The 13,192-nt window shown below is 32.6% G+C and carries 17 protein-coding genes; 16 read left to right on the forward strand and 1 reads right to left on the reverse strand.

The genetic code is table 11. The annotated features are described in order from the left end of the window. Positions 1 to 79 precede the first annotated feature (79 nt). The 5 genes from U0D62_RS17520 (at position 80) to U0D62_RS17540 (ending at position 3,402) form a co-directional block, all read left to right on the forward strand. Positions 80 to 538 carry a PaaI family thioesterase gene (locus tag U0D62_RS17520; RefSeq protein WP_322288624.1) on the forward strand — a complete coding sequence of 153 codons (459 nt, stop codon included), beginning with the start codon at positions 80 to 82 and terminating at the stop codon, positions 536 to 538. A gap of 3 nt (positions 539 to 541) precedes the next feature. Then, a complete protein-coding gene (locus U0D62_RS17525; RefSeq protein ID WP_322288625.1) occupies positions 542 to 1,213 on the forward strand; it encodes a class I SAM-dependent methyltransferase in 672 nt (223 codons plus the stop codon). Beyond that, a complete protein-coding gene (locus U0D62_RS17530; protein WP_322288626.1) occupies positions 1,210 to 1,641 on the forward strand; it encodes a VOC family protein in 432 nt (143 codons plus the stop codon). The genes U0D62_RS17525 and U0D62_RS17530 overlap by 4 nt, the downstream gene beginning before the upstream one ends. A gap of 135 nt (positions 1,642 to 1,776) precedes the next feature. Beyond that, complete coding sequence (locus U0D62_RS17535) at positions 1,777 to 2,772, forward strand: SAM-dependent methyltransferase (RefSeq protein ID WP_322288627.1); 996 nt, start codon at positions 1,777 to 1,779, stop codon at positions 2,770 to 2,772. 276 nt (positions 2,773 to 3,048) lie between these two features. After that, the gene (locus tag U0D62_RS17540; protein ID WP_322288628.1) at positions 3,049 to 3,402 is read left to right on the forward strand and encodes an SPW repeat domain-containing protein; all 354 of its coding nucleotides are present in this window, start codon (positions 3,049 to 3,051) and stop codon (positions 3,400 to 3,402) included. Positions 3,403 to 3,447: 45 nt separating this feature from the next. On the opposite strand, the gene U0D62_RS17545 is transcribed toward U0D62_RS17540, so the two are convergent. Continuing rightward, the gene (locus tag U0D62_RS17545; RefSeq protein WP_322288629.1) at positions 3,448 to 4,623 is read right to left on the reverse strand and encodes a vWA domain-containing protein; all 1,176 of its coding nucleotides are present in this window, start codon (positions 4,621 to 4,623) and stop codon (positions 3,448 to 3,450) included. Between the two features lie 303 nt (positions 4,624 to 4,926). Here U0D62_RS17545 and U0D62_RS17550 point away from each other — a divergent pair, with 303 nt between their 5' ends. From U0D62_RS17550 to U0D62_RS17600, 11 genes are all read left to right on the forward strand, one after another. After that, positions 4,927 to 5,529 carry an aspartyl/asparaginyl beta-hydroxylase domain-containing protein gene (locus U0D62_RS17550; protein ID WP_322288630.1) on the forward strand — a complete coding sequence of 201 codons (603 nt, stop codon included), beginning with the start codon at positions 4,927 to 4,929 and terminating at the stop codon, positions 5,527 to 5,529. 45 nt (positions 5,530 to 5,574) lie between these two features. Continuing rightward, a complete protein-coding gene (locus U0D62_RS17555; protein WP_322288631.1) occupies positions 5,575 to 6,159 on the forward strand; it encodes a hypothetical protein in 585 nt (194 codons plus the stop codon). An 86-nt stretch (positions 6,160 to 6,245) separates the two neighbouring features. Then, complete coding sequence (locus U0D62_RS17560) at positions 6,246 to 6,656, forward strand: hypothetical protein (protein WP_322288632.1); 411 nt, start codon at positions 6,246 to 6,248, stop codon at positions 6,654 to 6,656. A gap of 174 nt (positions 6,657 to 6,830) precedes the next feature. Further along, positions 6,831 to 7,196: a VOC family protein gene (locus U0D62_RS17565; protein WP_322288633.1), complete on the forward strand. Its 366-nt coding sequence runs from the start codon at positions 6,831 to 6,833 to the stop codon at positions 7,194 to 7,196. A gap of 41 nt (positions 7,197 to 7,237) precedes the next feature. Then, the gene (locus U0D62_RS17570; RefSeq protein ID WP_322288634.1) at positions 7,238 to 7,765 is read left to right on the forward strand and encodes a hypothetical protein; all 528 of its coding nucleotides are present in this window, start codon (positions 7,238 to 7,240) and stop codon (positions 7,763 to 7,765) included. Between the two features lie 5 nt (positions 7,766 to 7,770). Next, complete coding sequence (locus tag U0D62_RS17575; RefSeq protein WP_322288635.1) at positions 7,771 to 7,950, forward strand: hypothetical protein; 180 nt, start codon at positions 7,771 to 7,773, stop codon at positions 7,948 to 7,950. Between the two features lie 4 nt (positions 7,951 to 7,954). Continuing rightward, positions 7,955 to 8,407 (forward strand): GNAT family N-acetyltransferase, encoded by a 453-nt coding sequence (locus U0D62_RS17580; protein WP_322288636.1) that lies wholly within the window; start codon positions 7,955 to 7,957, stop codon positions 8,405 to 8,407. A 138-nt stretch (positions 8,408 to 8,545) separates the two neighbouring features. Next, the gene (locus U0D62_RS17585; RefSeq protein ID WP_322288637.1) at positions 8,546 to 9,025 is read left to right on the forward strand and encodes a hypothetical protein; all 480 of its coding nucleotides are present in this window, start codon (positions 8,546 to 8,548) and stop codon (positions 9,023 to 9,025) included. A 113-nt stretch (positions 9,026 to 9,138) separates the two neighbouring features. After that, complete coding sequence (locus U0D62_RS17590) at positions 9,139 to 10,065, forward strand: TolB-like translocation protein (protein ID WP_322288638.1); 927 nt, start codon at positions 9,139 to 9,141, stop codon at positions 10,063 to 10,065. A gap of 100 nt (positions 10,066 to 10,165) precedes the next feature. Next, entirely contained in the window at positions 10,166 to 10,555 is a 390-nt protein-coding gene (locus tag U0D62_RS17595; protein ID WP_322288639.1) for a hypothetical protein, read from the forward strand. Positions 10,556 to 10,813: 258 nt separating this feature from the next. Further along, on the forward strand, positions 10,814 to 13,150 hold the full coding sequence (locus U0D62_RS17600; protein WP_322288640.1) for a TonB-dependent receptor: 2,337 nt from the start codon (positions 10,814 to 10,816) through the stop codon (positions 13,148 to 13,150). The last annotated feature ends 42 nt before the right edge of the window (positions 13,151 to 13,192 follow it).

Below are 13,192 nucleotides of genomic sequence, written 5' to 3' on the forward strand. Positions count from 1 at the left end.
AAATAATTAATATTTTGAAATCCATATACCTACTATCAGTTCTAACAAGAAATGGTATAACTTCACAACTCTTTATTTTATGAATTTCGAACCAAAATCAAAGGATTATAAAAAAAAGGTTTCAGAAAGTTTTCATCGCCAGAAATTTATGAAGCTTATCAATGCTCAATTGGTAGATGTTAAACCAGGGTATTGCGAAATACATATCCCTTATGATGCTAACCTTACTCAGCAACACGGTTTTTTTCACGCTGGTATCATAAGTACAATTGCTGATAATACTGCAGGATATGCAGGGTTTTCCTTAATGGAAGAAAATTCGTCTATTTTAACAGTAGAGTTCAAATTAAACTTAATCTCACCTGGTAAAGGGGATTTATTAATAGGTAAATCTAATGTTCTGAAAAATGGAAAAACACTTACTATCTGTAGATCCGAAGTATATGTTGTCAAAGAAGGAAAAGAAAAGCTTTGCGCTGCAGCACAATCCACATTAATTGAGCTTAAAAACAGTTCGGACAGTGACAAAACCAATTAAAAAATGACAACAGATCAACTTAAAACAATTGCACAACAACTTAGAAAACCAGAAGGATTACAAGGAATTGAAGTAGGTAATAAAATGAATCTAGGCAACGCATTAATCAATCTTGCTACTATAGAAGCATTGTCATTAAAAAATAATGATAAGCTTCTGGAAATCGGAATGGGTAATGGTGGTTTTGTTAAAGATATTTTTGCTATTAATGATTCAATCAAATACGTGGGATGTGATTATTCACAAACTATGGTAGATGAAGCAGAGAAAATCAATAAAATGTTCATTGATAAGCATCAAGCTCAGTTTCATCATACTGGTGCAGAACAGTTACCTTTTCAAGATGACTCATTTAATACAGTTTTTACGATCAATACGATCTATTTTTGGGAGAACATTACAAAAATACTCTCCGAAATCTGGCGGGTCTTAAAACCAGGAGGTACACTAATAATTGCACTAAGGCCAAAATCCAGTATGCAAACATATCCATTTACGAAATATGGTTTTAGAATGTATAACAAAAAAGAACTTTCTGTAGCACTGGAAAAAAATGCTTTTAGAATGATCCAATTTATTGAGAAAGAAGAACCACCTCAAAAAGTAAATGGTACATTGATGAAAGTAGAAACTTTAATCGTTTGTGCTCAGAAAGAAATAATAACTTCAATATGAATGACAAAAAAAATCACGAACTATTAAGTATAAAAACAGTTATTCGTACTAAAGACTATACCGCTTCAAAACAGTTTTACACAGAGATTCTTATGTTAAAAATAGCAGAAGAATATGACGATGGAGATGGGTCGAGAGGTTCGATTCTAAGAATTGGTCCAGCGGATAGTAATGCTTTTATTGAAATTTCAGAAATTTCTGATCATCATAATTATTTCCAGCAACCTTTTAGCAAATCTATAAACAATGATAAAATAGATCTTCAGATAAGAACTAACGATGTAAACTTTTGGGCGAATCGTTTAAAAACTTATTCCTGGAACTCCACAGGTCCTGTATTAAGACCTTGGGGATCATATTATCTTTATTTAAGAGATCCTGATGGGCTACAAATTATCATCTATCAAGAAAAAGAAAAGGCTATTTAAAATACTGTAGATCTTATTTATATTTCATCACACTTTTATATTAAGGGAATTTTCCTTTTATTTAAAATTCAATTCATAATGAATAAAAGGTGGTTTATAGGATGCCATTTTTGTATGTAAAAACCTTTAAGAATAATGAGTGAAAAGAATACAATAATTGACATCAAAAAATTAGTTTTATCATTACTGGAAGAATCATTAGATCAAACTGAGATCGAAAAAAAACTAAACGAAATCCACACCCATTTTCAAGAGATTACTCAAATCACCGGTTATGAACAAAATATTGAGCATTTGGCAGCAATTCCTGCGGCCAAAGGAAAAGCTTTAGGTTTAAATCATGCCGCTCAATGTCTCTTGGATTATAAAAGAACAATAAAATTTTTAAAAGCTATTGTTACTGCGATTAAAGAAAAACAAAGAGAACATTCTGATGAAATCATACATATTTTTTATGCAGGCTGCGGTCCATATGCTCCATTTGTAACGCTGGTAACTCCCTTTTTTAAACCAGAAGAGATAAAATTTACATTATTAGAAATTAATAAGAATTCTCTTCAATCATCTAAATCTCTAATCAATGCACTTGAGGCAACAGAGTATATTGATGAGTTATACCTGGCAGACGCAGTTGCATTTAAAGTTACCGATCCTCAGAAATACCATATTCTAATTAGTGAAACCTTAGATTCATTATTATATAGAGAATGTTATGTTCCTATTTTATTCAACCTACTTCCTCAATTTGATAAAAATGTGACATTAATTCCTGAAAATGTTTTAATAAACTTAACGCTGCTGACACATTCTTTAAAAGAACCCAATTATAAAGAACATGACGTTGGTAGTATTCTAAATGTTCGTGAAACCGTAGTAAGTCATGATAATAATGTGATGCCGTCTCAACTATCCGAAAAGAAAATAGATTTAACATCACTTGATATGGAGAATTATAAAAACATTTTGCTGGATACCCAGGTTCATATTTATGACGACATCTGGTTATACAGAAATGAGTCTTCACTTACAATACCATTTGAAATGAAATTAGAAAAACCTTCAGAATATAATTCTATTATTTTCACATATTACCTGGAACCTGAAGTGGAGTTAAAATGTAGGTTTGAGTGATTTTAGATCGAGCCATTATATAGCAATGATTATCAAATAAAACTCTGTAATAAAGAGTGATTTTAATCATTTTAGGTTAATTTTTTCTTCATATCATTTCTAAATATTGTATCAAGAAACCCTTATAAATCGCCTTTAAAATCAAAAAGTGCAAGAAGTGGCGTCTTTTCTATATCTAAAAATCAGCGTTTTAGATGCAACTTTGTAATGTAATATTAATGATCAAAAATTAATTGTATTGGTCATTTATTAGTAATCATTTAAAACATTAAAATTATGCGATTTATCACCCAAAAAATTCACGCTTTTTTAGACTATCCTGTTGCGATAGCATTAATAGCACTTCCTTTTTTATTAGGATTAGGAAACTCTAGTTCTCTGGCATTTTCGATCTCTCTTGTCGTAGGAATAGCAGCTTTTATTTTAACGTTACTTACTGATCATGAATTAGGAGCGATCCGTGTTATTCCTTATAAATTTCACCTGATTGTAGACCTTCTGGTAGGTATCTTATTTGTATTAGTTCCTTTTATTCTTGCTTTTAAAGGAGTGGATGCCTACTATTATTGGATCATTGGTGGATCAGTTCTACTTGTAGTAAGTATGCATAAACCAGAAACAGCAAGCTAAGTTTTATATTGTTTAAATATATTTATTAAAAAAACAATCTAAGAGCTAGTTGCTCTTAGATTGTTCTATCATTATTTTAATTACTTCTTTACTAAATGAAAGTTCGTCTGTATCAGACCTTTCCTTTGCCTTTTGATCTAAATAATCTTTACGTTTTTTATTGAGTTCTTTCATCTTTGTAACATTAGACTCTCTTTCTTTTAATAATTGTTTTAATATTTTTTCTTTTTCTGTAATCGTTTTCCCTTTTAATTCTGTGGGTAGTTCATCATCCTTGACAGTATCCAACTTTACTTTTCCTGTTTTATAGTCTTTAATGATTTCTTTTGAACCCATCCAGGAATTCTCTCCTGATTTACTCATTTTATAAGAAGCTCTTGCACTATTCGCAGTTAATGAACTTTTATCATAAACTTCCATAGACTTTGCTTTTTTAGCATTGTTTAGTCGTTGCTCATTTTCGTTACCATAGTATAATCGAGAATCATCTATTTTTTTGGACACCTCATTTATTTCTTTATCATACGGCGTATCAATTACATAATCTGTTGCGTTTTGATCGAGTTGTAAAAACTCACCATTACTACAAGCTGCCATTTTCTTAAAATGTGTAATCGCACTTCTGCAGTCTGTTCCTAACTTAATAGTATTAATAGTAATTCCTTTTTCTGCTGCCTGAGTACAACTGATTGTATAAGGCACATCATCTTTATAATCCATATGCGGGGGACAATCTCCCACTACAAAAATAGTGCGATAGGTATTTTCATTACTTGACCAGGCCATATCATTTACAGATTCGTTCAATGCTTGATTAACACTTTCTGGAGAATCACCTCCTCCTCCTGCTCCAATCTCTAAAAGATCTGCATATACGCTATCAAGATCTGTGGTTAATGGTATTTGCCTTGTTATAAAAGCATCACCTCTATCTCTGTAAAATATCATTCCCATTTTTAGAGTATCCACATCATTACTAGCAGCTAGATCAGAAACGATATCCCATATTTTTTCTTTAGCCGTACCGATAAGTCCACTCATACTACCAGTAGCATCCAAACAAAATACTATTTCTACATTTCTATTTTTTGTCGTTGTAGCCGAAACTAACTCTGCAAGTTCGGTAAAATCGCTATTTCTAAGTTCTGTCGAATATGCTTTACTGTCTATACAGTTAAATACAATTAAGATAACAAGGTAAAATGTGATACGTTTATACATGATTTTTTGTTTAAAACTACATCAGATCAAAGATGGGTTCAATCATAATTGAGCGAACCCCTATTTTTAAATGAGTGAAATACCTCTTACATTGAGTGAATAAGAAATCCTAATTGTACTTATTCATTGATAAAAGAAAAAACCATCCAGTTCTTTTAAACTTGTTTCGATCTGATTCAATACATTACTAAAATTTAATTATATTTAATCTCCCCACTTTTTATAATCTTTATTATTATAAACTTGTAGTTTTATCGATCAAGCATCGGTAACTCTTAATAGAACCTGATTAAAAAACATACCATGATTCAAAGTGCAACGACTACACAACATAATGATCGAATTAAATTACCCTTCTCCTTTGATGTTGAGAAAATGTCAAAAGAATATGAAGCTCTAAAATTGAAGAAATTTGAATATTACAGTGTACTTCCGTTAAGAGCTCCGGCACATATTGTTGATCCTTCATTGCCTTTCCCTCCTCCTGCAGGTGATTATGCAGATGGTTCCTGGACAGAATGGTCAGATACTCCAGAACTTAAAGATTCTCCTTACCTAATGAGTATTGTAGATATGTTTCGAGAGCATACTAAGGTTACTTTGGTTAGATTATTACGCTTAGCACCAGGAGCTGTAGTAAAAGAACATACAGATCCTACACTTGCTCTTGAGATAGAAAGATCTGTTATTAGACTCACCATTCCTGTTCTTAAAAATGATAGTGTTGAATTTTTTCTGAACGGAATTCCAGTACCAATGCAGCCAGGAGAATGTTGGTATTTAAAACTTATCGATCCACATAAAATACATAATTTGGGAGATACAGAACGTGTTAACCTAACTATTGATATGATTCCTAACGATTGGGTAAAGAAAATGATTGAGGATAGCCAGCTTATAAAGTAAACCTGTTTAAGCAATTAAAAATCTTCTTAATTTTAATATAACCTATTGAAAGCCCAAAAAACATATCTAAAAGGAAAATCAATTTTTGTAGTCTCTTTACTGGTAATTGGAGTTACTTTTTTAACAGTTTACCTAACCGGGTTACAAGCTCACAGAAGTTTAACCATAAACCTATATGTTTCTCTAACAATAATTGCATCTTCTCTTTTTATATTCATGGTATATGGCCTTTACAAAGGAGTTGGATTAATTGATGATTTTCCTAAGTTTATGAAGTTTAAAAAAGGAGACTATATTGATCCAGGAGAAATTAGTACTGAGACAGCAAATCTTGATATTGATGTAGGTGATGGAATTGGGGCATTAGTATTATCCATACTCTTATGGATTGCCGTAACGATATTGTTTGTGTTTCTTTTAATCTTATTAGAAGCGATTTTATGGTTTTCCTTTTTTATTATTCTTGGAATGTTATACTGGTTATTTTTCAGAGCGTTAAAATTTGTTTTTAGTAAATCATCTGACACCAAAGGGAAAATAAGGGTTTCTGTCTTGTATTCTATTAGTTATACAACGTTATACATAGGTTGGATTTTTGGAATCGTATACATAACTCAGCTTATAAAATAAAAAACTTAAAGAGGTTTTCTCAACAAATGTAAATGAGATAGTAGAATACGGTTTATAATTTTACAGCATTAATTTAAATCAAAAAAATGCAAAACCATTTCGACCTTTCAGACCCTATTTTTGAACAACAATTTGCAAATTGTCAATTAGATCCTACGCTGTTTAGTCACGAAGCACATCTTAGATTGGCCTGGATACATATTGATAAATATGGTATCAGAAAAGCTGTAGAAAATATAGGATCACAACTTAAAAAATTTGTAGTTCACGTGAGGGCAACAGATAAATATCACCAAACCATCACTATTACTGCCATACAAGCTGTGAATCACTTTATGAAGCAATCAAAATCTGATAATTTTAAAGATTTCATTATTGAATTCCCACAACTTAAAAATGATTTTAAGTCTCTTATTAATTCGCATTATACAATGGACGTTTTCAATTCAGAAGTAGCTAGAAAAGAATATATAAAGCCTGATCTTATCCCTTTTTAAATGATTCATCATCTTTCTTAAGGTAAATTTAAATTCGGTTCCTTTATTTCTGTTATAATAAACAAAGTTTTTAAACCTGATGATATCATCATTAATCAATGTATTTTGCACAAAGATTTACTATATTTATCCCAGCTTTAAAAAAGCATTCATCATCATAAAAACAATCAAATCATGGCTATTAAACTTCCAATTATAGTCCCAGTATTACCTACTGCAGATTTACAGAGAGATCTCGAATGGTATAGTGCCAAAACTGGATTTAAACCTCTTTTTGTTCACGATATGTATGCAGGAATTAGAAGAGGAGATCTTACAATACACTTACAGTGGCATGCCGATACTGAGGATGATCCTTTGCTAGGAGGATCTGTTATTAAAATTTTTGTAGACGATGTGCAATCAATCTTTGATGAATTTGTAGCTTTGGGCACTGTGCCTCAAGATAAACTCAGACGTAATACTCCCTGGAATACTCATGAATTTGGCTTCTATGATTTAAATAAGAATGCTATTTTCTTTGTACAAGGCGCGGATTAAAATAATAGTAAACCTAACCCCCCATACCTAAAAATAATTAAATGAAAAAAACCATCGCCCTATTGCTTTTTTGTGCAGCTTTTGTTTCTGTACAAGCACAAGAAAGTACAGATAAATTTGCAGAGAAAGTTTCCACTTTGGATAGTACTATAGAGACATTATATGGAGTTATCTCTGGAGAAAAAGGAGAAGAAAGAAATTGGGAGTTATTCAAATATCTTTTTAAGCCAGATGCAAAGTTGATTCCTTCTGGAAAAGCTAGTAAAGGTGGATATCAGGTAAAATATTTGTCGCCAGATGATTATATCAACTCTTCTGGACAATGGTTAGTACAAAACGGATTTTTCGAAAAAGAAATTAATAGAACTGTAAATACCTTTGGCAACATTACCCAGGTTTTCAGTACCTACGAATCTTTTCGAAGCGAATCTGATAAAGAACCCTTTATGAGAGGGATTAATAGTATTCAACTACTCAATGATGGTAGTAGATGGTGGGTTATTAATATCTATTGGACCCAAGAAAGTAAAGAAAACCCAATTCCTGAAACATATTTACCTAAACAATAATAAGAATGTCGAACAGTTCGAATATGAATGCCGTTTCGGTTATTCTTATCCTTTTAGGAATTATTACTTTTACAGTAGGATGTTTATTTAAAATTATGCATTGGCCAGATATGTTTAAAGGAATTATTTCTGGTGTAATACTCTTTACCATAGGAATTTTAATCCGAACCCTTAAAAAAAAGTGAATTTATGAATTTTAGAGAGGCTACTCAAAAAGATCTATCTACAATCATTCGTATGATTGCAGATGATGATTTAGGTAAGACTCGAGAAAATTATCAGAATCCACTACCTGATTCATATATAAAAGCCTTTTTAAATATCAGTAAAGATCCTAATCAGGAGTTGATTGTTGTAGAAAATGATGACCTGAAAATTATCGGGACCTTGCAGCTATCCTTTATTCAATATCTCACCTATCAAGGAGGAATCCGTGCGCAAATTGAGGCAGTCAGAATACAAAAAGATCAGCGTGGCAAAGGCATAGGTCTGCAAATGTTTGAATGGGCAATTAATCGAGCCAAAGAACGAGGAGCACATCTTTTGCAACTCACTACTGATAAAAAACGACCAGAGGCTCTTAATTTTTATAAAAAGCTTGGTTTTAAGGATTCTCACGAGGGTATGAAATTGCATTTTTAGTGTTTTTTATAATTATAATAGCTATTTCAGTACAAGCAAACATCCAAAATATTACAGATATTGTTATAGGAAAAAAGATAACTACCAAAGTAACAAAATGACAAAATAAAAACTCACTCTCAGATAAACCTCTCAATAATGAAAGTACTAAATATTCATAAGAGAATAATCAATCAACCAAAACAACAAGTAGCAAATCTACTTGGCACATTAGCTTCTCGTGAGGATAAGATATGGCCTTTTGAAAACTGGCCAAGAATGAAATTCAAAGAAGGGATACAACCAGGAGCTAAAGGAGGTCATGGTCCTATTAGATATAGTGTAGAAACCTATGATCCCAATGTTCTAATTCAATTTCGGTTTTATAAGCCTAAAGGATTTAATGGTATTCACAAATTAGAGATCTCAGAGATAGATGAAACTCATACAATGCTCAAACATACAATTGATATGCAAACCTCAGGAGTAGGCATTTTCTCTTGGTTTTTTGCCATTCGATGGTTACACGATGCATTGATTGAGGATGCTTTTGATAAAGTCGAAAACAATTTTGGTACCACTTCCAAAAAAACCAATTGGAATCTATGGGTTCGCTTTTTAAGAAAAGTACTTAAATAACTAAAGATTATACCAGTGCTTAAATGGTATTAGGCTTTTTTAAGGAATATTTAATACAACCACAAGCTTACAATTTCTATATTTCAGAATCGTCAATCAATAATTACTTACAAATGAGAAGAATTACTCTATTGCTGTTTCTAGCTTTTCAAATGGCTATTGGTCAAGAAACTTCTAAAGTTCTTCCAGCTTTCTCAGAAATCATATCTCAATTTCCTACCGTAAGAGATTTTACCATTTCTCCCAATCAGGATGAAGCATATTTTACGATTCAGGGATATATGGGAGATCTATCTACAATAGTTAAAATTACAAAAGAGGGTACTACGTGGTCTACTCCCAAAGTTGCTCCTTTTTCAGGTCAGTACAGTGATCTGGAAGCGATGTTCTCTCCAGATGGATTAAAACTGTTTTTTGTATCTAAACGTCCAGAAAATACGACATCGACCAAACCCAAAGATCACGACATTTGGTATATCCAAAGAGTCAATACTACTTCTGCCTGGTCAACTCCTATAAATATAGGAAGCCCTATAAATACTGAAGGAGATGAATTTTATCCTTCTATCGCCAAAAATGGAAACCTATATTTTACCAGTACAGGTCAAGGCACCAAAGGGAAAGATGATATTTTTATAAGTAGTTTAGAAAACGGAAAATATACAACTCCCAAATCTTTAGGCAACGCTATTAATTCTGTAGGATATGAATACAATGCTTATATCGCTCCAGATGAATCTTTTTTGATCTTTGGAGGATATAAAAGAAAAGACGGATTAGGAAGTGGTGACTTATATATATCCTATCATAAAGACAATACCTGGTCAGAAGCTAAAAACCTTACTAAGGCGGTGAACTCTGATAAAATGGATTACTGTCCTTATTATGATCTAAAAACCAAAACGCTATACTTTACAAGTAAACGTTATAATATGCCTCAAGGTTTTGAACAACCTCAAGACCTAAAGCAGCTTTTAAAGCATATGAATTCTTATGAAAATGGATTAAGTAGAATCTATAGTACCTCGATAAAATTATAGAATTCAAAAAAAGCGATTAATTACCCCTTATTTTTAAGCAAACTAGTAAAGGATAAAACAATACAAATCCCTATTTTTGCACAAAATTTGTAGATCTAGGGTGAGAATTCTGTTTTCCATATTATTATTTACTGCTTTTGCTCTTAGACCAGCTATGGAAATCAGTACCATTATGTATTACCAACTCAATATCGATTATATTGTAGAGAAATACTGTGTAAACAAAGAAAGACCAAGTCTTAACTGTAACGGTAAGTGTTATTTAATGAGTCAGATGAAAGGACAAACACAATCATCAGACGATTCTGATAAAACAATAGTGATTACCGAAGCTTTTGTCCCTCTCTTTTTTCAAGATCAGGATATCACCATAGAAAACAAGAACAATTTTATTCTTAATACACAACATAACTGGAGACATAAATACTTCCTTATTTCTGGTTTTGAAAAGAATATCGATCACCCTCCTGAGTATAAAGAATTCTCATAAAATGATTGCAGGCAATTCTTAGGCACTGCTCAAATACACTAAAATCAATTTAAATAAACAATCTCTTTTTTTGATAGAGAGGTTAATTGGTGTGGTTATATTTTTTTATAAAGTGAAGTAAACTCTTTTGATTCAGACAAGATCAACCAAAAGAAGAAGCCAGTTAATTGTGCTGGTTAGTTTTTTTGATCAATTGAAAAAAGTGTAAAACCACTTTCATAAAGAATATGGCTATTACTCATATTAATTATTTTCAAAATGAAAAATATTTTTGTAGTAGTACTGCTCCTATGTTTTGGAGGTACTATTTACGCACAGCAATCCTATACAGGAAAAATAATCGATAATTTTAATAATCCACTTCCCGGAGCAACTATAGTTGATATCAGTGACAAAAATAACGGAGTGATGAGTGATTCTGAAGGTGTTTTTACAATCACCCTTCAAAATTCTAATGAAGTATCGATTCGTTTTATTGGGTATATCACTCAAAAAGTAAAACTAAATAGTTCTATTAATGTGATCAGGTTATCAGAGGACAATGTAACTCTCGAAGAAGTTCTGGTCACCTCTGCCAGTCGGGAAGTTCAAAAAAGATCAGAAGTACCAGGTTCAATAGCTACGATTAATTCCCAAACTATTAATGAAGCAAAAGCCTTTGGTCTGGACCAGTTAGTAAACCAGGTACCAGGCGTATTTATGTCAACATCCAGAGTAGCCAGTAACGAGCAGCATTTTATGGCCATCAGGTCTCCAATTTCTACAAAAGCTTTGTTTCTGTATCTCGAAGATGGATTACAAATACGACCTACATCGGTTTTTAACCACAATGCATTATTAGAGATGAACAACACCTCTTATAATCGTGTCGAAGTATTAAAAGGTCCGGCGTCCAGTATCTATGGTAGTGAAGCTATTGGTGGTAGTTTTAATTTTATCACCAAAAGCCCCACCGAAAACTTAATCGGAAGTATTGGTTTTCAAATCAATGACTTAGGGTTAACCAGATACGAGTTAGAAGTCGCTGATCAAACCTCTGATAACTTTGGTTTCTACATTGGAGGGCATTATATACAACGAGAAGATGGTCCGATTGAACATAGTGATTATGAGAAACTAGCATTTACCTTTAAAACAGTATATGATTTTAACGCTACTACACAATGGACTACAGTTCTGGATGCGATTCAATATCGCTCAGATATGACCGGTTCACTAAGTGAGAATGACTACAACAGCGGTAATTATGAAAGTGATCAAACTTTTACAGAAAGAGATGCCATCGCTTTTAGAGTAAGAACAACCCTCGATAAATTCTGGAATGATCAAAACAAAACCTCTTTTAATGCAATTATAAGAGACAATAGAATGGATCAAAACCCTTCGTACCGTATTCGTCAATTCAGAAATCAGGGGCAGCTCACCGGTTTTGGATCTGGAGAAATAAACTCTAATCAGTTTAAGAGTTATGTAGGTTTGATACAACATAAAACGGATTTCAATTTTGCGCAATCCTCTTTAATTTTAGGAGGAACCACAGATTACTCTCCACAAAATTATATAGCAGAAACAATCGATATCTTTGTAGATCCCGAAACCGGAAGAAACACAGGTTTCAATATCAATGCCGGAGAATTTATCCTTAACTATGAAGCAGATATCTTTAACTACGCAGGTTTCTTTCAATATGAAATCTCACCAATAGAAAAATTAAAGGTAACCGCAGCATTGCGTTATGATGGTTTTGAATATAAATATGATAATCAAGCAGATGGTATAGTAGGTGTAGAAGATTCTGATGACAGCTTTGATAATTGGGCTCCAAAACTAGGATTGAATTACAATTTTGATAAAAGTACTGGTGTCTACGCCAATTATTCTCAAGGGTTTACACCTCCACAAGTTTCTACGTTATATCGCAACAGAAATGAGTTAAGAGGTATCAAACCCAGTCAGTATGATAACTATGAAATAGGTGGATACTTTAACCTCCCGTCAAAATTAAAACTGGATGCTGCTATTTATCTTCTTGAAGGAAAAAACACTTTGATCACGCTGAGAGACGAAGATGATAATTTTTTTAATACCAATGCTGGTAAAACCAGGTCGTATGGTATTGAATATGGTATCACCTGGTATCCTTTAGAAGGGTTATCAATAACACATAACGGAAGCTACGCTAAGCATCAATATGTAGAGTTTTTTGATAGCGGAGTAGATTTCTCAGATACAGAAAGAGAAACCGCTCCTAACCTACTCGGGACCTCTTTAATTACCTATCGCCACAACATTAAAGAAGATTTTGGTTTTACCGTAACTGCAGAGCACGAACTGGTAGGAAGTTATAATACCGGTTTTGAAGGACAAGTAGAAAATGAGGATGGTACTTTTGGAACCGCAACTTATGACGGTCATAACGTATTTAATTTTAGAGCCACTGTTCAATATAAAAAGTTTGAAATCTGGGGACATGCACTCAATATTTTTGATGAGTTATATGCCGCCAGAGCTTCCTTTAATCGTTTCAGAGGTGAGAATAGCTATACCATCGGAAATCCTCAAGCATTTCATCTAGGAATAAAATACAATTTTTAACCAATAAAATCTTTATGCAAAAAATGGGCTGCCATCACCGTA

Origin of the sequence: Aquimarina callyspongiae (genome assembly GCF_034322225.1) — a bacterium.
Classification (GTDB): domain Bacteria; phylum Bacteroidota; class Bacteroidia; order Flavobacteriales; family Flavobacteriaceae; genus Aquimarina.